Genomic DNA, 21269 nt, shown 5'->3' with positions numbered 1-21269 from the left:
CGAGCGGACCCTGGTAGCGGTGGCCCGCACCGTCACCTCCACCGTCCGCGTCCTCGACGTCCTCGCCCCGGTCCTGCGCGACGACCCGCGCGTCCACGTCGTCTTCGGCTACGACCCGACCTCCGCGTTCAGCGACGGCGTGTCCGACCTCCTCCGCGCCCACGGCGCCCGCGTCATGCCATGGGACCAGCTGGCCCGCATACCGTGCGACCTGATCGTGACGGCCACCGAGAACGCGGATCTGTCCGGCACCGACGCCCCCGTGCTCGTCCTCCCCCACGGCGTGGGATTCCACAAGCTGGTCCCCGACGCACGCGGCCCCCACGACCGCGTCTCGGGACTGGTGCCGGAAGGTCTGCTGGACCGCGCATGGCTGACGATCTCGCACCCGGACCAGGCCGGCCAGCTGGCCGCGCTGCACCCCGGGACCGTCGGCCGCACCCTCCTCGTCGGCGACCCCTGTTACGACGAGTTGCTGTGCTCCCGCGATCTGCGCGCCCGCTACCGCGAGGCCCTGGGCGTCGCCGAGGACCAGCGCCTGGTCATGCTCAGCTCCACCTGGCGCACCCAGTCGCTCCTCGGCCGCCACCCGGACCTGCCGGCCCGGCTGCTGGCCGAGCTGCCGCTGGACGAGTACCGGGTCGCGCTGATCACCCACCCCAACGTGGTGTCGGCGCACGGCTCCTGGGGGCTGCGTACCGACCAGACGTCGGCCCGCGAGGCGGGCCTGCTGCTGATCCCGCCGACCGCGGGCTGGCAGGCCACGCTCATCGCCGCGGATGTGCTGATCGGCGACCACGGCTCGGTCACCTTCTACGGCGCCGCGCTCGGGAAGCCCGTCATCCTGGCGGCCTTCGGGGACGAGTCGATCCCCGGCACCCCCATGGCCGAACTGGGACGGATCGCGCCCCGGCTGACCGTGCGCGCGGGGAGCGGGGGCAGGCCGACAGGGCCGGGCCGGCCATACGGACAAGGCGGGCACGGGCTGTACGAGCAGGTCGAGCGCGCCATCGCCGACCACGAACCGGCCCGGCTCGCCAAGATCGGCGCCGCGGCCTTCGCCGACCCGGGCCAGGCGCTGGCGCGGCTGCGCACCGACCTGTACGCGCTGCTGCGGCTGCCGGAACCGGCCGCCCCGCCGCCCCCGGTACGCGCCTTCGGCGATCCACTCCCCGACCGCCAGGAGGTGTTCTCGGCGACGGTGACGACCGCCGTCGACGGTGACACCGTGGCCGTACGCCGCTTCCCGGCGTCCGTCGCCGGGGTGCCGGACGAGGCGGGCCACCCCAACGACCCCAACGCCACCGAAGAAACCGCCTGCGTGTGCCGCCACCTGTGCTGCCAGGACCGGGAGCGGGACCGCCACCTGCTGGAGAGCGCGTCGGTCCTCACCCGCCACGAACCGGCCGCCACGCCGACCACCGCCATGCGGTGGGCCCACGAGACTCTGCACCGCTACCCGGGCAGCCTGATGGCCGCCGCCGCGACGGCGCGGGGCGACTGCCTGGTCGCCCTGCGGGACGGCCGGGTCGCGGAGGCGTCGGCCACCGGCCTGGTCCGCGACCCGGGCCTGCTGGCCGCCGTGGTGTACGGACGCCTGCGCGCGGGCCGGCCTTTGGAAGGCATCGTCACCCTGCGGGTGGGAGGGCGCGAGGAGGACGTCGCCCTGCGCGTCCGCCCCGTGGGGGCGCACGACTGACCGCGTGCGCCGTGTGCCACGTTCTCGCCGGCGTCCGCCCGCCCGACGGCCGCCGCGCGGCACACGGCCCCGCCGGGCCGGCCACCCGCCACCCGCCACGAACCGGCCACCACGCCCACCAGCGCCGTGCCGTGGGCCCGCGAGACGCCGCGCCGCTGTCCGGGCAGCCCGACGGCCGCGTGCCCCGCTCCGACGTGGCAGCCTCGGCGGCTCCCTGCGGCCTTGCGAGCCGGGGCGGAGCGCTCACCGCGCCGTACGCGAGACGGCCGCTCGCCGACCCCGGCGGGCCGGCAGCGCCGGTCAGCCCTCGCTCCCCTCCGCCGCTTCCAGACGGGCCCGGAGTTCGGGTGCGCGGGGGCTGCCGCCCGCCTCGTGGATCTCGACCGCACGGTGCAGATGGCGCCGCAGCGACTCCGTGTCGCCCGCCCGTTCCGCGATACCGGCCAGCGTCTCAAGGGCCTGGGCCTCGTAGTGCGTGGCCTCTTGGGCGCGCAGCGCGCGGGCCGCTTCCTCCAACGCCTCCACCGCTTCCGCGGTGCGTCCCAGGGCTTCGTACGTGTCCCCGATGGCGGCCTGGGCGCGCGCCGCCATGCGTACGTCGCCGAGCCCGCGCAGCAGCTCGTACCCGTCCCGCAGGGTGGCGAGCCCGTCCTCGTGGCGTCCTGTCGCGCTCTGCGAGCAGCCCATGAAGTACAGCGCGATGGCGACGCCGCGGTCGTCGCCCGCCTCGGCGCTCAGCGCGCGGGCGCTGTCGTACGCCTCGGCCGCGCGGGCCGGGTCGAAGCGGTCCCAGTAGCGTCCGCTGAACTCGCGTACCGAGCCGCGCAGCAGGATCAGCCGCCGGTCCTCGGGGGCGGCCGCCGCGGCCCCGTCGGCGCGCAGGACCGCGGTCTCCAGCTCCTGCCCGGCCCGTTCGAACTCGCCCAGGTCCATCAGCGGCCGCGACAGGAGGGCGCGCAGCCGCGCCTCGGCCGCCGGTTGGCCGTCCCGTGCGGCGGCCGCGGCACCCAGCTCGCCCGACTCGATCCACTCGGCGAGGTGCCGATGGTGGAGGTACAGCGCGGTGAGCGCCTCGGCGAGCTGCCAGGTCTGCCGGTCCAGGCCGCCGTGCGCGGCCGCGGCGCGCAGGACGGCGAGGGCGTCGGCGCGTTCGGCCTCCAGCCAGGCCAGCGCCGCTTGCTTGGCGCCGCCCTGGGCCTGCTCGAACGGATCGGGGCCCGCCCGCCGCATCCGCTCCCGGTGGTCGGCGATCCGCAGCCGCCGCCCCATGATCGCCCGGTCGGCGAAGGCGGCCCCGGTCAGGTGGTATTCCATGGCGCGTGCCAGGGCGGCCTCCCGCTCGTCCGCGTCGGCGAGGTCGCGGGCGTGCAGCCGTACGAGGTCGTGGAAGCGGTAGCGGCCGTCCTCGCCGACGTCGAGCAGGGACGCCCGTTCCAGGGCGCCCAGCAGCGGGGCCGCGGCGGAGGCGGGCAGGCCGCCGACGGCCGCGGCGCCCCCGGTGTCGAAGCTGCGCCCAGGGCTGGCGCCCAGCAGCCGGTACAGGCGGGCGGCGTCCTGCGGCAGATCCCGGTAGGCGACGGTGAAGACGGCGGACACGGTGTGCTCCTCCCCGATGAGCGAATCGCTCCTGTGCGGCTCACTTCTGTGCTGCGGCTCGTCCATGCGCGCCTCACCCCTGCGCGCCCCCGGGCTCAGACCGGCCAGCCTGCGGTTCTCGTCGGCGAGTTCCCCGGCCAGCGCCGACAGCGTCAGCCGCCGGTGCACGGCCAGCCGGGCGGCGACCACGTACAGCGCCACGGGCAGCCCACCGCACCACTCCACCAGCCGCGCCGCGGCCTCCGGCTCGGCCCGTACGCGGTCCTCGCCGCACAGCCGGGCGAGCAGCCGCCGCCCGCTGTCGGCGCTCAGCGGCTCCACCGGCATCAGCCGGGCGCCGTCCCACATCAGCTCGCCGAGCCGGTCCCGGCTGGTGGCCAGGACGACACTGCCGGGCGCGTTCGGGATCAGCGCCCGGACCTGGGCGGGCTGGCTCACCTCGTCGAGGACGACCACGATCCTCCGGTCGGCGCTGTGGCTGCGGTAGTGGGCGGTCAATTCGGCCAGGTCGCCGGAGAGATACTCCTCGGCGACGCCGATGGAGCGCAGACAGTGGCGCAGCCCTTCGGAGACATCGCCTCCGGCCGCGCCCTCGCGGCGCAGCCTGGCGAAGTCCACGTACAGGTGGCCACCGGGGAAGCGGTCACGGGTGCGTTCCACCCACCGCCGTACGGTCGCCCGCTTGCCGACTCCGGGCAACCCGCTGAGCAGGGCGATCCGCGGTGAGCCGGCGCCCTCGGGACCCCCGGGGCCGCCCTGGCCGCCCGGTGTCAGCCAGTCGTCCAGCTCCGCGAGTTCGGTCGTACGGTTCTCGAACGACGCCGTGCCCGCGGGCACCTGCCGCGGCACCCGGGCCGGGGGCGGGGCAGGCGGCGTCTGGTAGTGGAAGTGCACGCCGCCGTGCAGCCGGCCGGCTTGTACGACGGGTCCGTGAACGGTGCCGGAGACCTCGTTCCCCATCGTCGGCCCCGCAGTGGGCCACCCCTGGTCATCCGCCCCGCCGTCAGCGGCCCTTGACACCTCGTCGCCCCCTGATCGCTCCGCGTCCCGGAAAAGTCACGCTACTGGACGCGAGCGTAGGATCCGCTCATCCCATCCGGAGGAGCCCCCGCCATGCCGTCCCAAATCGCGCTGTTGCGCGGCATCAATGTCAGCGGCCACAACAAGTTCCCGATGGCGCGGCAGCGCGAGCTGATGCGGGACCTGGGCTTCGAGGACGTCACCGTCCATCTGCAGACCGGCAACATCGTCTTCGCCGACCCCGGCACCCCGCCCGAGCGGACGGCCCGTACGATCGCCGACCGCATCACCGCCGACCTCGGGCTGACGGTGCCGGTGGTCGTCCGTACCCGCGACGAGCTCGCCGCCACCGTCGAGGCCAACCCCTACCCGGAGGCCACGGCCGAGCCCAGGACGCTGCACGTGGTGTTCCTGTCGGCCGCCCCGGCCGACCCGGCCCCGCTGGACGCCCTGGATCTGGCCTCGTACGCCCCGGACGAGTTCCGGCTCGTCGGCCGGGAGATCTATCTGCGCGCCCCGGACGGCGTCGGCCGCTCCAAGCTGGCGGAGAAGGTCACGCGGGCGCCGCTCGGGGTCGCGATGACGGCCCGCAACTGGAACACGGTCACCAAGCTGCTGGCGCTGGCCGACGCCTGACACCTGCGCCCTGGCGACCCGCCCTATCCGTCGGGCTCTCCCGCTCAGCTCCAGCCGTACCGCTGCCTCAGCCGGGCCACGACCCGGTCGAAGCGCGGCCGGTCCAGGGCGCAGGCCTCCCGGCGCATGCCCTCCGGGTGCACCCGCAGCACCCGGTCCAGGTCCACCCAGGAGTCGCGCCCGGCCCGGTCCCACGGCCCGGACCCGATGGCCACCCACTCGCGGTCGTCGTCGTGCCGCTTGCTCGACAGCTGTACGGCCAGCAGGGTCCCGCCGCGCTCCCGGGCGACGACGAGCACCGGCCGGTCCTTTCCGCGGCCGTCCATCTCCTCGTACGGCACCCAGGTCCAGACGATCTCCCCGGGGTCCGGGTCGCCGTCCGGGTCCGGCGCGTACTGCGTGCGCACCCGGCCGACCTGGCGCGGATGTGCCTCCGCCGTGGCCGTGGGGCCCGTGCTGCCCGGCAGCGGGGCGGCGTCTCCGTGCTCGTTGAATGGCGTGATCACGACCCACACGTTAGCCCGTCCGTGGTTGCGCGTGGCGTGTGAGGGTCGCTCAGGTGGCAAGCCGTCGTAGTGATGCCTGTGTGACTTCTGATGCGGGAAGGGGCACAACGTGCCAGATGTTCTCGACCCAGTGGCGGACCTCGTCAAACGGCGGAAAGACCCGGTCGTCGTGCAGACGCTGCGTTCGACGGCCGCCGCGACCATCGCCTACGTCGTCGCCCTGCAGCTGAGCACCGAACCGGCCCCGCTCACCGCCCCGCTCACCGCCCTGCTGGTGGTGCAGGTCACCCTCTACGCCACCATCACCACCGGCGTCCGCCGCGTGAACTCCGTGGTCGTCGGCGTGATCATCGCGATCGGGTTCAGCGCGCTGGTGGGGCTGACCTGGTGGAGCCTGGGGCTGATCATCCTGGTCGCGCTGACGGTCGGCCATGTCGTACGGGTCAGCGAGTTCGTCGCCGAGGTGGCGATCAGCGCGATGCTGGTCCTCGGCGTGACCCGGGTCGCGAACACGGCCTGGGACCGGGTGCTGGAGACGCTGATCGGCGCCGGGGTGGGCCTGGCCTTCAACCTCCTGCTCGCCCCGCCGGTGTGGGTGGAGACCGCCGGCGAGTCCATCGAGGACCTCGCCCGCCGCATGCGCCGACTGCTGCTGCACATCGGCGAGGAGCTCGGCGGCCACACCCCCGTCGAACGCGCCGCCGCCCGGCTCCACGAGGCCCGCCGCCTCGACCAGGACATCGCCCAGGTGGACGGCGCGCTCCGGCAGGCGGAGGACAGCCTGCGGCTCAACCCCCGCGTCAGGGAGGGGCTGCTCTACCGCGTCATGCTGCGCACCGGCCTGGACACCCTGGAAATCTGCATGGTCGTGCTGCGCGTCCTGGCCCGCACCCTCACCGACCTCGCCAAGAAGCGGACCGACGAGCCCCTGTTCCCGCCCGACGTGGCGGCCGCCCTGGAAAACCTCTTCGTCCACCTCGCCTCGGCCGTCGAGAGCTTCGCCGTCCTGGTCACCACCCAGGTCAGCGCCAACGCCGAGGAGGCCGAGTCCCGGCTGGCCAGCGAGCTCGCCAAGGCCCACGCGAGCCGCGACGTGGTCGCCCACGCCCTCCTCGATCGCGTCCAGGAGCACCCGCGCCAATGGCAGCTCCACGGCGCGCTGCTCGCCGAGATCGACCGGATCCTCGACGAGCTGGACATGGAACAGCGCTCCATGCGCCTGATGGAAGAGCTCGACCGCAGCGCCCGCGAGCAGCGCGAGCGCTACCCCTTCCTGCACAAGATCCGGCGCTGGCTCCGCCGGCGCCGCGCGGAGCGCCGCGGCACGGCCTGACCACAAAATCGGTGGCCGGTCCGCTCGCCCCCGCCGCACAGTGGTGGCACACCACTGAACGAGGGACGGGGACCCGAGCATGTCGACGCTGCGCGTCACCGCTGAGCGGCTGACCATTCATGAGCACCCGAACGCCGACGCGCTGGAGCTGGCGCAGGTGGGGCTGTACCGGGCCGTGGTGGCCAAGGGGGCCTTCCGGTCGGGGGAGTTCGCCGTGTATGTGCCGGAACAGGCGGTGCTGCCCGAGGAGCTGATCGGTGAGCTGGGGCTGACGGGGAAGCTGGCGGGGGCCGGGCACAACCGGGTCAAGGCGATCCGGCTGCGCGGGGAGCTGTCACAGGGGCTGGTGTGCCGGCCGCGGGTGCTGGCTGACGTGGACCTGGAACGGGCGGCGCGGGAGGGCGAGGACTTCGCCGAACGGCTCGGGATCGTCAAGTGGGTGCCGCCGGTGCCGATCTCGATGAGCGGACAGGTGGAGCCCGCGCCGGATCTGATGCCGTGGATCGACATCGAGAACCTCAAGCGCTATCCGGACGTGTTCGAGGACGGGGAGGCCGTCGCGGTCACCGAGAAGCTGCACGGGACGGCGTGCTGCCTGACGTACTTCGCGGACGGCGGGGATGTGCGGGTGACGTCGAAGGGGCTGGGGGCTCAGCGGCTGGCGCTGGTGGAGGACGAGAAGAACCTCTACTGGCGGGCCGTGCGCGGGCACGGCGTGCCCGCGCTGGCGGCGCGGGTGGCCGCCGAGCTGGGGGCGGCGCGGGTCGGCATCTTCGGCGAGGTGTACGGGGGCGGGGTGCAGGACCTCGGATACGGGACCGACAGCCGGCGCGGCGTGCCCGGATACGCCGTGTTCGACATCGCGGTGGACGTCGACGGGCGGTCTCGCTGGCTGGACCCGGAGGAACTGGCGAAGACGCTGGACGGCGGACTGCCGGTGGTGCCGACGCTGTACACCGGGCCGTACGACGCCGGGCGGGTGCTGGAGCTGGCCGAGGGGCGCGAGACCGTCTCCGGAACCGGGTCGCACATCCGGGAGGGGGTGGTGGTCCGGGCGACGAACGATCGGTACAGCTCCGTGCTCGGCGGACGAGCCATCGCCAAGGTGGTCAGCGGTGCGTATCTGACGCGCAAGGGCGGAACGGAGTACGAATAGGAGTGGAGGGCAGAGGACGGCCGGGGCACTGGAGTCCTCGGCCACCGCCCCGGTGTTCGGGCACGGCGTCCACCCATGCGAGCGGGCCCGGGGGCGTAGCCTGCCCCCGAGCCCTGTGATGCCGCCCAATTGCGCACGCCGGCTCAGTTGAGAGCACAGGTCAGTCTCATGTCGTCGTGTTCTGCCTTTGAACTACCGCGCATCGAAGCTGCACGGGCCGGACTTGAACCGGCATCCGACGACTAGGGCCCGGGCCCGGTCGATCCGGCGATCGGCGGCGAATGCTGAGTCTGGAGCGAGAGTCTGAGATTGATCGCGGTCTGCCTCTGCCGGACTTGGGCTACCCCGGCCCGTGGATGAGCGCCGGGAGGAGGATTTGAACCTCCACTGACGACCGCGCCGTCACGACAAGCTTCAGCTTCAGCTTGCGCTCCTCGCGCACCCCGCCCGCGCTGAGGCCGACGGGGAGTTCATCACGCTACCCGAAGAGGTAGCCGAAGACCACGTCACCGACGCGCTGATCGGCGGCCTCCGCGCCGTTCGCCTCCTCGCGGGCGAACTTGACCGCCTGCTGGAGCTTTTCGACCCGGTCCAGGAGCTCGTTGACGCGGCGGGCCGGGAGGGCGCCGGAGAACTTGACGGTGGTCCAGTAGCCGACCGGGATGTCCTCGTGGTAGACCTCGACCTGGGCCGGGTGCTTGTCCGTGGCCTCCGCCTTGACGTGGTTGCGGGGGACCTTCTTGGTGCGAACGGTGCGGACCGGCTCGGTCTTCCAGGAGTCCGTGGAGGGGTCCAGCGACCAGGACTCGGCGGCGTCGAGCACCGGCAGCTTACGGACCAGGGCGTTGAGGTCGGTCAGCTGCTTCTCGAGGAAGAGGAGATAGGAGACCGGGACGTCGCGCAGGAGGGTGCGGCCCTCGACCGTCACATCCGCCCTCGCCGCGCAGTTCGACCAGTCCTTGGTGGCGGTGACGTCGAAGAGCCGGGTGAGGATGGCCGCGGTGTCGCGGAGCACATCCTCGGCCTTGACCTGCACGCGGGTCGACTCGGGCGGCAGCTGCTCGCCCTCCTCGTCCTTGGGCTGGTACGTACGGGATATGCCGGCCAGCAGGGCCGGCTTTTGCAGACCGTGGTGCGCGGCCGTCAGGTCCTGCTGCGACTTGGACTTGACGCCCTTCTCCACGGCGATGATCTGGTTCAGTTTCGCCACACCCCGCACGTTAACAGGCGGGTGGGACAGCGATCGAACGGATTGTTCGGCTGCTCGGCGGTCAGCGGCTCAGTAGAGGGGGTAACGGGAGCGCGGAAAGATCATGCCGTCGAACTCGTACGTCTCGATCGACTGGTGGAACACGGAGGAGAAGTCGTCGGCGAGTTCGGCGATGGTGCCCCGGCCCTCGATCTGCGCCAGCCACATCGGGGGCAGGCGGAGGTCGCCGTAGTGGGCGCCCAGCAGATTGCCGCAGATGGAGCCCGTCGAGTCGCTGTCGCCGGAGTGGTTGACGGACAGCAGCAGGGCCCGCTGGAGGGGGGTGCGCCGCCACTTCGGGTCGTAGCCGATCCCGCCGCCCTTGCTGTAGAGGGTGCGCCGCGGCGCCGTATGGGCCAGGGCGCAGTAGACCGCGATCGCCAGGGCCTCCTCGGCGATCCAGCCGCCGCCGAGCGACTCGGTCTTCTCCGGGGTGGGCTCGCCCTGCGCGTTCAGATCGACGGCCTTGCGCAGCGCGGCGCTCGTCTCCTCGTGTCCCGAGTAGCGGGAGAGCAGCTCCAGGGTGCGCAGGACGGAGCCCTCCAGGGAGTCGCCGTCGAGGAGGAGGTCGATCATCGCGGCCAGGGCGCCGGCGGCGTAGTAGCCGGTGGGGTGGCCATGGGTGATCTGGGCGCAGTGGGCGGCGAATTCGAACGACTCGCGGGCGCCCGCGCCGGTGAGCCCGAAGGGCGCGGAGCGCATCACGGTGCCGCAGCCCTTGGAGCCGGTGTTCACCGGGCCGGGGGTGCCGTCGAGCGCGTCGGAGGACGAGGGAATGTGCTCCTGTGCGAGGCCGGACAGGCAGGCGCCGCCGGGGGCGCGGCGGGCGTACAGCCACTTCTGCTCGCGCAGCCAGCCGGAGCGGACCAGATCTTGGTCCTGGCCCTGCCGCGCGGGCGGCGGGGCGGGGTGGTTCTGGGTGTCGAGCCAGCGCAGATAGGAGTGGCGCACGATGGCGACCTCGGCGCCGCCGATGCCCTTGGCCGTGGCCCTGGCGCAGGCCCGTATCAGCCCCTCGGCCGTGAACATGGTCATCTGGGTGTCGTCGGTGATCCGGCCGATGACGCCGTCCGAGTCCGGGACCAGCGCGGTGATCCCCTCCGGCCCGTAGGTCTCGCGGATCCTGCTCAGGGACAGAAACTCGATCGGGTTGCCCAGGGCGTCGCCGATCGCGCCCCCGAGCAGGCAGCCGCGGATGCGAGCCCGCCTGGCGGCCGTTTCGTCCCATGACTCGCGGATCATCGCGCGGCTCCTCATCGCCCGGGGCGGCGCCCGGAGGTACATGCTGACGTGCTCAGATGCTCAGATGCTCAGATGCTCGGGCCATGATTCCAGACGCCGGATCCCGGATCGCGCCGGGAGTACGGCGTTAGATTCGTAGTGGGAGATGGTGAGCCATGCCGAGCCGACTGATCCGTACGGGCGACGAGCCGCTGCACGCACGCAGCCCGCTGCGCATACGCTGTGTGCTGGCCCTGTGGGGCCTGGCCTGGACCGTCGCGGGCACGGTGGCCTTCTTGATGGTCCACCGGCCCGGCTGGGCGGCCGCCTGCGCTGTGCTGGCCGCCCTCACCCTCGCCGACCTGGTCCTGGTCGTCCGGCACATCCGGCAGGGGCCGCACTACCAGCCCGGCCGGGATGTGCCGCCGTACGCGCCGGTGCGCGGCCCCTGTCCGGCGGGCCGGCGGGGGCCGAGGCTCAGCCGTTTTCGCCGAAGCGCGCGGCCCTGACGAAGTCCGGGCGCGGGTCGAGCGCCGCCGCCAGACGGAAGTGGCGGGTCGCCTCGGCGGGGCGGTTGGCGCGCTCCAGGGTGCGGCCGAGGGCGAAGTGGGCGAAGGCGTTGTCCGGTTCGCGCTCCAGGACGAGCTGGAACTCCAGCTCCGCCGCCCGGAGCTGCGCCGCACCGAAGAAGGCGCGCGCCCGCAGCAGCCGGGCCGCGGTGTTCTCGGGGTGGGCGGTGATGACCGAGTCGAGCAGCTTCACCGCGCCGCGCGGGTCGCGGGCGGCCAGCAGCTGCTCGGCCGCGCGGTAGTCGATGACATGGGTCTCGGGCGTGGGCTCGGACACAACCGTTTCCTTCCCGGAGCGCGCTGACGATCACCGTCGGCGCGAGGTGGTCGTCGGGCGAGGTGATCGCTTGGTGCGGGGTGATCGTTGGTCGGGTGATCGTTGGTACGGGCTAGACAACAATGACGCCACACGGCGCATTCCCGCCAGAGCCCCGGCGCGGGCGGCCCCCTGGCGTCGGTCAGCCCTCGGTCCGCGCGCCGCCCGCCGCGCGCTCGGCCAGGTCCGCCCAGACCTTTCTGACCTGCGGCTCCAGCTCCTCCAACGGGCCGTCGTTGTCGATCACGACATCGGCCACGGCCAGCCGCTCCTCGCGCGTCGCCTGGGCCGCCATCCGGGCCCGCGCCTCGTCCTCGGTCATGCCGCGCAGCCGCACCAGCCGGTCGAGCTGGGTCCCGGGCGCCGCGTCGACAACCATCACCACGTCGTACAGGGGCGCCAGGCCGTTCTCGGCGAGGAGGGGGACGTCGTGGACGACGATGGCGTCCGGCCCGGCGGCGGCCTCCAGCTCGGCGGAGCGGGCGCGGACCAGGGGGTGCACGATCGCGTTCAGGGCGCGCAGCCGCTCCGGGTCGCCGAAAACGATGCCGCCGAGCTTCGGGCGGTCCAGGCCGCCGTCGGGGGCGAGGACACCGGGCCCGAACTCGGCGACCACGGCCGCGAGTCCGGGGGTCCCCGGCTCGACCACCTCGCGGGCGATCCGGTCGGAGTCGATCAGCACCGCTCCGTATGAGGACAGCATGCGCGACACTTCGCTCTTGCCCGCGCCGATTCCGCCCGTGAGTCCCAGCCTCAGCATGGGGTCAGCCTATGCGGTCTACGCGGTCCCATCGCCCTCCCGTTCGGCCAGGAATCGCTCGAACTCGGCCCCCAGCTCATCCGCGGAGGGCAGCTCGACCGGCTCGGCGACCAGGCTGCCGCGGCTTTCCGCCCCAGCCACCGCGTCGTACTGGTGTTCAAGGCCGCGTACCAGCGCGACGAGGTCCTCGTCCCCCTCCGAGATCTGCCGCTCGATCTCCTCCTGGGTCTTGAGCGCCTCGTTGCGCAGCGCGTGGGCCGCTCCGGGCAGCACCAGGCCGGTGGCCGCGGTGATCGCCTCCAGCGCGGTGAGCGCCGCGTCGGGGTAGGCGGAGCGGGCCAGGTAGTGCGGGACGTGGGCGGCGACGCCGAGCACGTCATGGCCGGCCTCGGCGAGCCGGTACTCGACGAGGGACTCGGCGCTGCCGGGCACCTGGGCTTCGTCGAAGTAGCCCCGGTGACCGGGCATCAGGTCGGAGCGATTGCCGTGCGGGGTGATGCCGACGGGGCGGGTGTGCGGCACGCCCATGGGGATGCCGTGGAAGTTCACCGACAGCCGCACCCCGAGCCGCTCGATCAGCTGGCCCACGGCCGCCGCGAACCGCTCCCACTCCACGTCCGGTTCGGGCCCGGAGAGCAGCAGGAAGGGGGCCGCGGTCGCGTCGCGCATCAGGTGCAGCTCGATCGCGGGGGTCTCGTACGCGGTCCAGCGGTCGCGCTTGAAGGTGAGCAGGGGGCGGCGCGCCCGGTAGTCGACGAGCCGGTCGTGGTCGAAGCGCGCGACGACCTGGTGCGGCAGCCCGTCGAGCAGCCGCTGCACGATCTGGTCGCCGGTCTCGCCGGCGTCGATATAGCCGTCGAAGTGGTAGAGCAGCACCAGCCCGGCCGAGTCCCGGGAGGTTATCGCGTCGACTTCCGCGAGTCCGCTCGGCTCCCATGCGTACAAATCCTGCGGATCTAGCACTGTGACCGCTCCTCCTTGTGTTCCGCTTCGGGAACGTCGGGCGGGGGGCGCCGCATTCCCGGCCCCACACTCGACTTCGCGTCGTCCGCGCGGCCATCCCCCAGCTCATACTGATGGTGACGGAGCGTCACGAGGGGGTTGACGCGCCCAGGCGCCGGCTCTAGCTTCGCGACCCGTCAGAGGTTCACGCTGTCGTCTCACGTTCAGCCACAAGAACATATGCGCGTCACGAAGGTGCCACCCCTGACCACCGCAGGAAGGCGGAACCCCCCATGCACTCCCGCACCCCCACCCGCGCCCTCATCGCCGCGCCCGCCGCCGGGATCCTCGCCATGGGCGGGCTGGTCGCCGCCGGAACCGCCGCCGAGGACGGCCGCGAGAACTCCGCCCGGCCGATCGCCGTCTCCGACGCGGCCCAGCTCAAGGACGCCCTCGCGGCGGCCAGGCCCGGCGACACCATCGAGCTCGCCGACGGCACCTACCGCGGCGGCTTCGTGATCACCACCTCGGGGACCTCCGGCTCCCGGATCACGCTCACCGGCTCCCCGAGAGCGGTGCTCACGGCGAGCGACGGCCACGCGTTCGGGCTGCACCTGGACGGCGCCTCGTACTGGACGGTCCGGGGCATCACGGTCACCGGCGGCCGCCAAGGGATCATGATCGAGAGGGCGGAGAGCGTCACGGTCGACTCCGTCACCGTGCAGGGGCACGCATAGCTGTCGCCGGCGTGGATCCGCTGCCCGCGCCCGGGCATGCGTAAGGCCCGCTCTCCAAGGAGAGCGGGCCTTACGTCGGTCAGCCGCTCAGCCGCTCAGCCGGAGCTGTGGCGGCCGAAGCCGTTGGCAGCCGAGCTCAGCTCTGGCCGCCGGCCAGCTTCTCGCGGAGCGCGGCCAGCGCCTCGTCCGACGCCAGGGCGCCGGAGTTGTCGGCCGACTCCGAGGAGTACGAACCGCCGGACGCCTGGCCACCACCCTGCGCCGGGGCGGCGCCGCCCGCCCCCTCGGCAGCGGCCTGCTCGTCCGCCTCGCGCGACTTGATGACCTGCGCCTGGTGCTGCTCGAAGCGCTGCTGCGCCTCGGCGTACTGGGTCTCCCATGCCTCGCGCTGGGTCTCGAAGCCCTCGAGCCAGTCGTTGGTCTCGGGGTCGAAGCCCTCGGGGTAGATGTAGTTGCCCTGGTCGTCGTAGGACGCGGCCATGCCGTACAGGGTCGGGTCGAACTCGACCACGGACGGGTCGGCACCGAAGGCCTCGTTGGCCTGCTTCAGCGAGAGGCTGATGCGGCGGCGCTCGAGGTCGATGTCGATGACCTTGACGAAGATCTCGTCGTTGACCTGGACGACCTGCTCCGGGATCTCCACGTGGCGCTCGGCCAGCTCGGAGATGTGGACCAGGCCCTCGATGCCCTCGTCGACGCGGACGAACGCACCGAACGGCACCAGCTTGGTGACCTTACCCGGGACGACCTGGCCGATCTGGTGGGTCCGGGCGAACTGCTGCCACGGGTCTTCCTGGGTCGCCTTGAGCGACAGGGACACGCGCTCGCGGTCCATGTCGACGTCCAGGACCTCGACCGTGACCTCCTGGCCGACCTCGACGACCTCGGACGGGTGGTCGATGTGCTTCCAGGACAGCTCGGAGACGTGGACCAGACCATCGACGCCACCCAGGTCCACGAAGGCACCGAAGTTGACGATGGAGGAGACGACGCCGGAGCGCACCTGGCCCTTCTGGAGGGTGGTGAGGAAGGTCTGGCGGACCTCGCTCTGGGTCTGCTCCAGCCAGGCACGGCGGGACAGGACCACGTTGTTGCGGTTCTTGTCCAGCTCGATGATCTTGGCCTCGAGCTCCTTGCCCACGTAGGGCTGAAGGTCGCGGACGCGGCGCATCTCCACCAGGGAGGCGGGGAGGAAGCCACGGAGGCCGATGTCGAGGATGAGACCACCCTTGACGACCTCGATGACGGTACCGGTGACGATGCCGTCCTCTTCCTTGATCTTCTCGATGGTTCCCCAGGCACGCTCGTACTGGGCACGCTTCTTCGAGAGGATCAGGCGGCCTTCCTTGTCCTCCTTCTGGAGGACAAGGGCCTCGATCTCGTCGCCGACGGCCACGACCTCGTTCGGGTCGACGTCGTGCTTGATCGAAAGCTCGCGGGAAGGAATGACGCCTTCGGTCTTGTAACCGATGTCGAGCAGGACCTCGTCCCGGTCGACCTTCACGATGACGCCGTCGACGATGTCGCCGTCGTTGAAGTACTTGATCGTCTCGTCGATCGCGGCGAGGAAGGCTTCCTCGGAACCGATGTCGTTTACCGCCACCTGCGGGGTGGTGCGGGTTGCCTCGGTGCTGCTCGTCATGTGGGAAAGGGCTCCGGTACGGACATGAAGTCGTAGGTACTGCTACGCCGAGGACCCGTTATCGCACTGCAGAAGCCGGACAGCCTCGGAGGCGTTGATCTCTTCCCGAGGGATCGAAAAGCGCCTCGGTGACCGAGGGACATACAACAGATGCGAGCGCGACCTGCTCCGTCTGAGGCGCGCAGGCCCGCAGCGCAACTTGTAGCATACGGGGGCAGCCGGGCAGGGTCAATACACGAAGAGCACACGCTGGGCATTTCGCCCCAAACCCGGCAAATCGCACGGTTCGTGCTGCGACGCGGACAGCCGTTCCCCACAGCCACAGGTCGATACAGAGAGTACGACGACGCGCCCGATGGTCCAAGAACACATGCCCCGTGCAACCGACGAGCCCGGCACGCCCGGCGCCCCTGGAGATCCCATGGCGACAACAGATCTCACGGCGACGGCGAGCGAGCCGGAGGAGCCCACGGCCACCCGGCGGATCGCCGACGACGCGGAGAGCAGCCGGGCCAGCCGCGGCTGGTGGGACCGCAACGCGGACGAGTATCAGGAGGAGCACGGCGGCTTCCTGGGCGACGACCGCTTCGTCTGGGGCCCCGAGGGCCTCGACGAGGCCGAGGCCGGGCTGCTCGGGCCGGCGGACGGCCTCGAGGCGCTGGCCGTCCTGGAGGTCGGGGCGGGCGCGGCGCAGTGCTCCCGCTGGCTCGCGGCGCAGGGGGCGCGGCCGGTGGCGCTCGACATCTCCCACCGGCAGCTTCGGCACGCGCTGCGGATCGATACCGAAATCGGCGCAGCCGGCGCGGCGGGTACGGCGGGCCCGGGGCCGGTCGCGCTCGTCCAGGCCGACGCCACGGCGCTCCCCTTCCGGGACGCGTCCTTCGACCTCGCGTGCTCGGCGTACGGGGCGATCCCCTTCGTCGCCGACCCGGTGCGGGTGATGCGCGAGGTCCACCGGGTGCTGCGGCCGGGCGCGCGGTGGGTGTTCTCGGTGACGCACCCCATACGGTGGGCGTTCCCGGACGAACCCGGCCCCGAGGGGCTGAGTGTCGCCGCCTCCTACTTCGACCGCATGCCGTACGTCGAGCAGGACGAGACGGGCCGTGCCGTCTATGTCGAGCACCACCGGACGCTGGGCGACCGGGTGCGGGACGTGGTGGCCGGGGGATTCCGGCTGCTCGACCTCGTCGAGCCGGAATGGCCCGCTTGGAACGACCAGGAGTGGGGCGGCTGGTCCCCGCTGCGCGGGAATCTGATCCCAGGGACAGCGATCTTCGTGTGCGAGCGGGCCTGACGGGCGGGACCAGCTGGCGGGGCCGGCGGGCGAGGCGGGGCGGGCGCGCCCGGCGGGCCGCGTCCCCTCGACTGACAGGATGACCCGATGACCGTCCGCCGTACGCCCAGCGCGCCCCGTACGCCCCGCATCACCGCGCTCGAAGCGCTTCCCGTACGCGATGCCGTGCCCGCCCTGCGGCGCGCGCTCGACGACCGGGGCGCTGCGGTGCTGTGCGCCCCGCCCGGGACCGGCAAGACGACACTGGTGCCCCTGGAGCTCGCCGGGGCGGCGGGCCCCGCCGGCGGGCCCCCGCGACGGGTGCTGGTCGCCGAGCCACGGCGGATCGCGGCGCGGGCCGCGGCGCGGCGGATGGCGTGGCTGCTGGGCGAGGAGGCGACGGGCGGCCGGGTCGGATTCACGGTGCGCGGGGAGCGGCGGGTGAGCCGCGAGACCGTCGTGGAGGTGGTCACCACCGGTGTGCTGCTGCAGCGGCTGCAGCGCGACCCCGAGCTCGCCGAGGTCGACGCGGTGGTGCTCGACGAGTGCCACGAACGGCACCTGGACGCCGATACGGCCGCCGCCTTCCTGCTGGACGTACGGGCCACCCTGCGGCCCGACCTCTGGCTGATCGCCGCGTCCGCGACCACGGACGCGGAGGGCTGGGCCCGGCTGCTGGGCGCGGACGGCGAGCCGGCGCCGGTCGTGTCCGCCGAGGGCGTGTCCCATCCGGTCGAGGTGGTGTGGGCGCCGCCCGCGCGCCCCCTCCGCCCGCCGCACGGGATGCGGGTGGACCCCGCCCTGCTCGACCACGTCGCGGCGGTGGTGCGGCGGGCGCTGCGCGAGCGGGAGGGGGACGTGCTGTGCTTCCTGCCGGGCGTCGGGGAGATCGCGCGGGTCGCCGGGCTGCTCGGCGGCGCCGACGCGGAGGTGCTGCAGGTGCACGGGCGCGCCCCCGCCGCCGCGCAGGACGCGGTGCTCGCGGGCGCGGGATCGACGGCGCCACGGCGGGTGGTCCTGGCGACCTCGGTCGCCGAGTCGAGCCTGACCGTCCCGGGCGTACGGGTCGTCGTGGACTGCGGGCTGGCGCGCGAGCCGCGGATGGACCACGCGCGCGGCCTGAGCGCGCTGACGACCGTACGCGCCTCACGGGCCGCGGCCCGGCAGCGGGCGGGCCGGGCCGGGCGCGAGGCACCGGGCACCGTCTACCGCTGCTGGCCGGAGGCCGAGGACGCCCGGCTGCCGCGCTTCCCGTCCCCGGAGATCAGCGTCGCGGACCTGACGGCGTTCGCGCTGCAGACGGCGTGCTGGGGAGACCCCGACGCCTCCGGCCTCGCGCTGCTCGACCCGCCGCCGGGCGGTGCGCTGACCGCCGCGCGCGAGGTGCTGACCGCGATCGGCGCCGTGGACGGGGCCCGGCGGGCCACGGACCGGGGCACGCGCATGGCCCGCCTGGGCCTCCACCCCCGGCTCGCGCGGGCGCTGCTGGACGGCGCGCCAGAGGTGGGCGCGCGCCGTGCGGCGGAGGCCGTGGCCCTGCTCAGCGAGGAGCCGCCCAGGGAGTACGGCGACGACCTGGCCGCCGCGTGGCGCGCCGCCCGGCGCGGCACGGACGCGTACGCCGCCCGCTGGCGCCAGGAGGCGCGCCGCCTTGAGAGCGCGCTGAGCGCGCTGCGGTCCTCGGGGCACGCGCCGGACGCCCGTGGCGCGGGTCCGGTGAGCGATGACGCCGTCGCGGGGCTGGTGGCCGCGTTGGCGTTTCCTGAGCGGGTGGCGCGGCGGCGGGGCGAGCGGGCGTATCTCATGGCGTCGGGCACCGGCGCGGAGCTCGGTGAGGGGTCTCGGCTGCGGGACGCGCCGTGGCTGGCGGTGGCTGTCGCGGACCGGCCCGTCTCGGCGGCGTCGGCGCGGGTGCGGCTCGCGGCCGTCGTGGACGAGGAGACGGCTCGTATCGCGGCGACGGCCCTGTACGAGCAGCGGGAGGAGGTCGGCTGGTCCGGCGGGGACGTCGTGGCGCGGCGGGTGGAGCGGCTGGGGGCGGTGGAGCTGGCGGCACGGTCGCTGGCCGCGCCCGATCCGCGGCTGGTGCGCGCCGCGCTGCGGGACGGGCTGCGCGCCGAGGGGCTCGGGCTGCTGCGCTGGCCCGCTGAGGCGGTCGTCCTCCGGCAGCGGCTGGCCTTCCTCCGCCGGGAGCTGGGCGGCCCCTGGCCGGATGTGTCCGACCCGGCGCTGCTGACGGAGCTGGACGCGTGGCTGGGCCCGGAGCTCGACCGGGCACGGCGGCGGGCCGACCTGGAGCGCGCGGACACGGGTCAGGCGCTCGCCCGGCTGCTGCCCTGGGCGACCGGGGACGCGGCGCGCTTCGACGAGCTGGCCCCCGAGCGGGTGCGGGTCCCCAGCGGCTCGCGGGTGCGGGTGGACTACGGCCAGGAGCAGCCCGTGCTGGCCGTCAAGCTGCAGGAGCTGTTCGGGTGGCAGGAGACGCCCCGGATCGCGGGCGGGCGGGTGCCGCTCCTCGTCCACCTGCTGTCACCGGCCGGGCGCCCCGCCGCGGTCACGGCCGATCTGGCGTCCTTCTGGCGGGAGGGGTACCGCTCCGTGCGCGCCGAGCTGCGCGGCCGGTATCCCAGGCACCCGTGGCCGGAGGACCCGGCGGCGGCCGAGCCGACGCGGCGTACCAACTCCCGTCGCTGAGCCCCGGCGCGGGGCCCGTTCAGCACTCGATGAGGCTGTCGAACCCGCCCGCCCCCGGGAACGGCCGCCCGGCCGGGTAGGGGGCGATCCAGACGAGCGCCTGCTCGAAGGTCATATACGAGCCGCTGTCCGTGCACTGGCCGACCACCAGCGCGTTCCCCGCGCAGCGCCACGCCGCGTAGTACCACGGCGACTTGCCCTTCTCGTGGCGCACGGTGACCTCCGGCTTCCCCAGCCGCTGGGTGAACAGGGCGACGGCGGCGCGCCACTGCGCATCGAAGTGAGCGCGTCCGCTGTCGCGCTCGAAGCGCCACCCGGGGTCGTGGGCGTAGTGCTTCTCCAGCCAGTCGATGTTGCCGTTGAGCCCGCCCGTGGCCAGCTCCTCGTCGAAGTCGTCGGCCTCGTAGTAGTAGCAGAACGGCAGGTGGCACTCCTCGTCCTGCACCGGCGTCCAGCCGAAGCGTTCGGCGGCGGCCGCGGTGGCGCCGGGCGTCCATTCCAGGCGCGCCAGTTCGACGAGCTGGTCGGCGAGTTCGGGGCTGGGCAGGCAGGTGCTGGTAGGCATGGGCGTACGGTACGGGCGTGCACTGACAGTCCCGCCGGCCCGGTCACACCGGGGCGGGTACGGGCCGGGGGACCGGGGACTCGTCGCGGGCCCCGGTGCCGCTGCCCGGGCGGCGACCGCGGGCCTCCAGCACCAGGGAGAGTGTCAGCAGCCCGGCGCCGAGGGCGAGGAAGCCCCAGGGCAGATAGGTGGTGAGCAGGAGGACCAGCTGCCGCTGGGACTTGACCATCTTCACGGTGTGCTCGATGTAGTCCTCGCGCATCTTCACATGGCCGGAGAAGACGGTCACCTTGTCGCGGCCGCCGAGCAGCGTGCCGCCGCGCAGCTCCTCCCGGTGGATCTCCTCCCCCTTGACGGGCGCGCCGGTGGTGGGCTCGACCCAGAACATGCGCTTGGTGGAGTACCAGCGGGTGGTGCCGGCCTTGTGGACGGTCTCGGGGGTGACGCCCTCGACCGGCATGATCTTCGGCAGCTTCACCTTGGTCCAGGGAATCGTCTGCTCGAAGTAGTAGACCTTCAGGCCTCGGAAGTTCTGGGTGCCCTTGTAGTGGATGGGCGCGGACGTCCTGGTCTGGGCGTCGAAGTAGGTGTAATCGCGCTTCTCGGTGAGGAAGGGCCACTTGTATTCGATGCCCTCCCGGCGGACCGGGTCCCCGTCGACGTGTTCGCCGCCCTGGTGCACGGGGTCCTGGGAGTGGGCGTCGAAGACATAGCGCTCGGGGATCTTGGAGACCATTTTGCCGTCGGGCCCGGCGATGTAGGACAGGGCGTCCCAGACGACGACATCGCGCCCGGCCGCCTTCCCCGCCTTCTTCGCCGCGGCGACGTTTCCGCGGAGCGTCTGCACGATGCTGACCTTGGAGACCTTCTTCGGCTGCATGGTGCCGTAGTCGAGGAGGACGGCGGGCTTGGCCTCGAGGACGGCGGTCTGGTACTCGCTGGGCGGGATCTTGGCCAGCCGGGGGAAGGCGTACCAGCGCAACAGCGGCGACAGGGCGGCGAAGAAGACGGCGAAGGCGAGCAGCACCAGGCTGGCTTTGCGGCGCATGGCGGTATGTCCCTCCCTCGGGGCTCAGGGGTGCTCGGGGACGGTGGTGAGCAGCGGTTTGGGGGAGGTCTTGCCGCTGGGGGCGCCGATGGCCGTCACCGTGAAGACGAGGGCGAGGGCGGCGGCCAGTCCGATCGCGGCGGCGGCGAGGGCGCGCATGTCTCAGCCTCCGGTTGCTGCGGCGTACGGGACGCCCTGACGGTGCGTCAGGGTTGGGGCACCGTAGCAACGGGGGGCGGAGATGAGAACACGAAGGCGAGAACGCGTGGGCGTGGACGTCGCACCGCCCCTGGCCCGGTGGGGGCGC

Annotated in this window: 19 protein-coding genes and 1 tRNA gene; 8 read left to right on the top strand and 12 right to left on the bottom strand. The window is 73.1% G+C overall.

The features are described from left to right. Positions 1–19: 19 nt before the first annotated feature. Positions 20–1699 (top strand): CDP-glycerol glycerophosphotransferase family protein, encoded by a 1680-nt coding sequence (locus PV419_RS36325; protein ID WP_319696272.1) that lies wholly within the window; start codon positions 20–22, stop codon positions 1697–1699. A 300-nt stretch (positions 1700–1999) separates the two neighbouring features. On the opposite strand, the gene PV419_RS36320 is transcribed toward PV419_RS36325, so the two are convergent. Next, entirely contained in the window at positions 2000–4255 is a 2256-nt protein-coding gene (locus PV419_RS36320; RefSeq protein WP_319696270.1) for an NB-ARC domain-containing protein, read from the bottom strand. A gap of 153 nt (positions 4256–4408) precedes the next feature. Here PV419_RS36320 and PV419_RS36315 point away from each other — a divergent pair, with 153 nt between their 5' ends. After that, positions 4409–4951 carry a DUF1697 domain-containing protein gene (locus tag PV419_RS36315; protein WP_319696268.1) on the top strand — a complete coding sequence of 181 codons (543 nt, stop codon included), beginning with the start codon at positions 4409–4411 and terminating at the stop codon, positions 4949–4951. A 44-nt stretch (positions 4952–4995) separates the two neighbouring features. On the opposite strand, the gene PV419_RS36310 is transcribed toward PV419_RS36315, so the two are convergent. After that, on the bottom strand, positions 4996–5466 hold the full coding sequence (locus PV419_RS36310) for a type II toxin-antitoxin system PemK/MazF family toxin (protein ID WP_415925453.1): 471 nt from the start codon (positions 5464–5466) through the stop codon (positions 4996–4998). A 100-nt stretch (positions 5467–5566) separates the two neighbouring features. On the opposite strand from PV419_RS36310, the gene PV419_RS36305 reads away from it, so the two are divergent. Continuing rightward, positions 5567–6790, top strand: coding sequence for an FUSC family protein (locus PV419_RS36305; protein ID WP_319696264.1), 1224 nt, complete (start codon positions 5567–5569; stop codon positions 6788–6790). A 79-nt stretch (positions 6791–6869) separates the two neighbouring features. Beyond that, entirely contained in the window at positions 6870–7946 is a 1077-nt protein-coding gene (locus PV419_RS36300) for an RNA ligase (ATP) (protein ID WP_319696263.1), read from the top strand. 361 nt (positions 7947–8307) lie between these two features. On the opposite strand, the gene PV419_RS36295 is transcribed toward PV419_RS36300, so the two are convergent. The 3 genes from PV419_RS36295 to PV419_RS36285 form a co-directional block, all read right to left on the bottom strand. Then, positions 8308–8394: transfer RNA gene (locus tag PV419_RS36295), tRNA-OTHER, on the bottom strand. A 30-nt stretch (positions 8395–8424) separates the two neighbouring features. Further along, positions 8425–9156 carry a hypothetical protein gene (locus PV419_RS36290; protein ID WP_319696261.1) on the bottom strand — a complete coding sequence of 244 codons (732 nt, stop codon included), beginning with the start codon at positions 9154–9156 and terminating at the stop codon, positions 8425–8427. 69 nt (positions 9157–9225) lie between these two features. After that, positions 9226–10437, bottom strand: a complete 1212-nt coding sequence (locus PV419_RS36285) for an ADP-ribosylglycohydrolase family protein (RefSeq protein ID WP_319696259.1) — start codon at positions 10435–10437, stop codon at positions 9226–9228. A gap of 155 nt (positions 10438–10592) precedes the next feature. Between PV419_RS36285 and PV419_RS36280 the strand changes: the two genes are divergently transcribed. Next, positions 10593–10925 carry a DUF6343 family protein gene (locus PV419_RS36280; protein ID WP_319696258.1) on the top strand — a complete coding sequence of 111 codons (333 nt, stop codon included), beginning with the start codon at positions 10593–10595 and terminating at the stop codon, positions 10923–10925. Here PV419_RS36280 and PV419_RS36275 read toward each other — a convergent pair. The 3 genes from PV419_RS36275 to PV419_RS36265 form a co-directional block, all read right to left on the bottom strand. Then, complete coding sequence (locus tag PV419_RS36275; RefSeq protein WP_319696256.1) at positions 10894–11262, bottom strand: tetratricopeptide repeat protein; 369 nt, start codon at positions 11260–11262, stop codon at positions 10894–10896. The genes PV419_RS36280 and PV419_RS36275 overlap by 32 nt on opposite strands. 181 nt (positions 11263–11443) lie before the next feature. Beyond that, positions 11444–12061 carry a dephospho-CoA kinase gene (gene coaE / locus PV419_RS36270; protein WP_319696255.1) on the bottom strand — a complete coding sequence of 206 codons (618 nt, stop codon included), beginning with the start codon at positions 12059–12061 and terminating at the stop codon, positions 11444–11446. An 18-nt stretch (positions 12062–12079) separates the two neighbouring features. Next, positions 12080–13024 (bottom strand): PAC2 family protein, encoded by a 945-nt coding sequence (locus PV419_RS36265; protein ID WP_319696254.1) that lies wholly within the window; start codon positions 13022–13024, stop codon positions 12080–12082. Positions 13025–13296: 272 nt separating this feature from the next. Here PV419_RS36265 and PV419_RS36260 point away from each other — a divergent pair, with 272 nt between their 5' ends. Next, the gene (locus PV419_RS36260; protein ID WP_319696252.1) at positions 13297–13740 is read left to right on the top strand and encodes a hypothetical protein; all 444 of its coding nucleotides are present in this window, start codon (positions 13297–13299) and stop codon (positions 13738–13740) included. 136 nt (positions 13741–13876) lie between these two features. Here PV419_RS36260 and rpsA read toward each other — a convergent pair whose 3' ends face one another. After that, positions 13877–15382: a 30S ribosomal protein S1 gene (gene rpsA / locus PV419_RS36255; RefSeq protein WP_319696250.1), complete on the bottom strand. Its 1506-nt coding sequence runs from the start codon at positions 15380–15382 to the stop codon at positions 13877–13879. A 421-nt stretch (positions 15383–15803) separates the two neighbouring features. Here rpsA and PV419_RS36250 point away from each other — a divergent pair, with 421 nt between their 5' ends. Continuing rightward, complete coding sequence (locus tag PV419_RS36250) at positions 15804–16676, top strand: class I SAM-dependent methyltransferase (protein WP_319696248.1); 873 nt, start codon at positions 15804–15806, stop codon at positions 16674–16676. A gap of 87 nt (positions 16677–16763) precedes the next feature. Continuing rightward, complete coding sequence (gene hrpB, locus PV419_RS36245) at positions 16764–19349, top strand: ATP-dependent helicase HrpB (RefSeq protein WP_319696247.1); 2586 nt, start codon at positions 16764–16766, stop codon at positions 19347–19349. 19 nt (positions 19350–19368) lie between these two features. Here the strand turns inward: hrpB and PV419_RS36240 are convergent, their stop codons facing one another. Genes PV419_RS36240 through PV419_RS36230 form a run of 3 tightly spaced genes read right to left on the bottom strand, consistent with a single transcriptional unit; the run spans position 19369 to position 21121 of the window. Then, the gene (locus tag PV419_RS36240) at positions 19369–19914 is read right to left on the bottom strand and encodes a hypothetical protein (RefSeq protein WP_319696245.1); all 546 of its coding nucleotides are present in this window, start codon (positions 19912–19914) and stop codon (positions 19369–19371) included. A 43-nt stretch (positions 19915–19957) separates the two neighbouring features. Continuing rightward, the gene (locus PV419_RS36235; RefSeq protein ID WP_319696244.1) at positions 19958–20962 is read right to left on the bottom strand and encodes a DUF3068 domain-containing protein; all 1005 of its coding nucleotides are present in this window, start codon (positions 20960–20962) and stop codon (positions 19958–19960) included. Positions 20963–20986: 24 nt separating this feature from the next. Then, positions 20987–21121 (bottom strand): SPW_0924 family protein, encoded by a 135-nt coding sequence (locus tag PV419_RS36230; protein ID WP_319696242.1) that lies wholly within the window; start codon positions 21119–21121, stop codon positions 20987–20989. Positions 21122–21269: the final 148 nt, after the last annotated feature.

The sequence above is a fragment of the Streptomyces sp. ME19-01-6 genome (assembly GCF_033793745.1).
GTDB lineage: Bacteria > Actinomycetota > Actinomycetes > Streptomycetales > Streptomycetaceae > Streptomyces.
The sequence above is the reverse complement of the archived record's forward strand: the minus strand, read 5'-3'. Positions and strand labels throughout refer to the sequence as shown.

Excerpts from the sequence above, each read along its gene's own strand:
- PV419_RS36320 (WP_319696270.1), bottom strand. The coding sequence starts at position 4,255 with ATGGGGAACGAGGTCTCCGGCACCGTTCACGGACCCGTCGTACAAGCC.
- PV419_RS36315 (WP_319696268.1), top strand. The coding sequence starts at position 4,409 with ATGCCGTCCCAAATCGCGCTGTTGCGCGGCATCAATGTCAGCGGCCAC.
- PV419_RS36300 (WP_319696263.1), top strand. The coding sequence starts at position 6,870 with ATGTCGACGCTGCGCGTCACCGCTGAGCGGCTGACCATTCATGAGCAC.
- PV419_RS36285 (WP_319696259.1), bottom strand. The coding sequence starts at position 10,437 with ATGATCCGCGAGTCATGGGACGAAACGGCCGCCAGGCGGGCTCGCATC.
- PV419_RS36280 (WP_319696258.1), top strand. The coding sequence starts at position 10,593 with ATGCCGAGCCGACTGATCCGTACGGGCGACGAGCCGCTGCACGCACGC.
- coaE (WP_319696255.1), bottom strand. The coding sequence starts at position 12,061 with ATGCTGAGGCTGGGACTCACGGGCGGAATCGGCGCGGGCAAGAGCGAA.
- PV419_RS36260 (WP_319696252.1), top strand. The coding sequence starts at position 13,297 with ATGCACTCCCGCACCCCCACCCGCGCCCTCATCGCCGCGCCCGCCGCC.
- rpsA (WP_319696250.1), bottom strand. The coding sequence starts at position 15,382 with ATGACGAGCAGCACCGAGGCAACCCGCACCACCCCGCAGGTGGCGGTA.
- PV419_RS36250 (WP_319696248.1), top strand. The coding sequence starts at position 15,804 with ATGGCGACAACAGATCTCACGGCGACGGCGAGCGAGCCGGAGGAGCCC.
- hrpB (WP_319696247.1), top strand. The coding sequence starts at position 16,764 with ATGACCGTCCGCCGTACGCCCAGCGCGCCCCGTACGCCCCGCATCACC.
- PV419_RS36240 (WP_319696245.1), bottom strand. The coding sequence starts at position 19,914 with ATGCCTACCAGCACCTGCCTGCCCAGCCCCGAACTCGCCGACCAGCTC.
- PV419_RS36235 (WP_319696244.1), bottom strand. The coding sequence starts at position 20,962 with ATGCGCCGCAAAGCCAGCCTGGTGCTGCTCGCCTTCGCCGTCTTCTTC.
- PV419_RS36230 (WP_319696242.1), bottom strand. The coding sequence starts at position 21,121 with ATGCGCGCCCTCGCCGCCGCCGCGATCGGACTGGCCGCCGCCCTCGCC.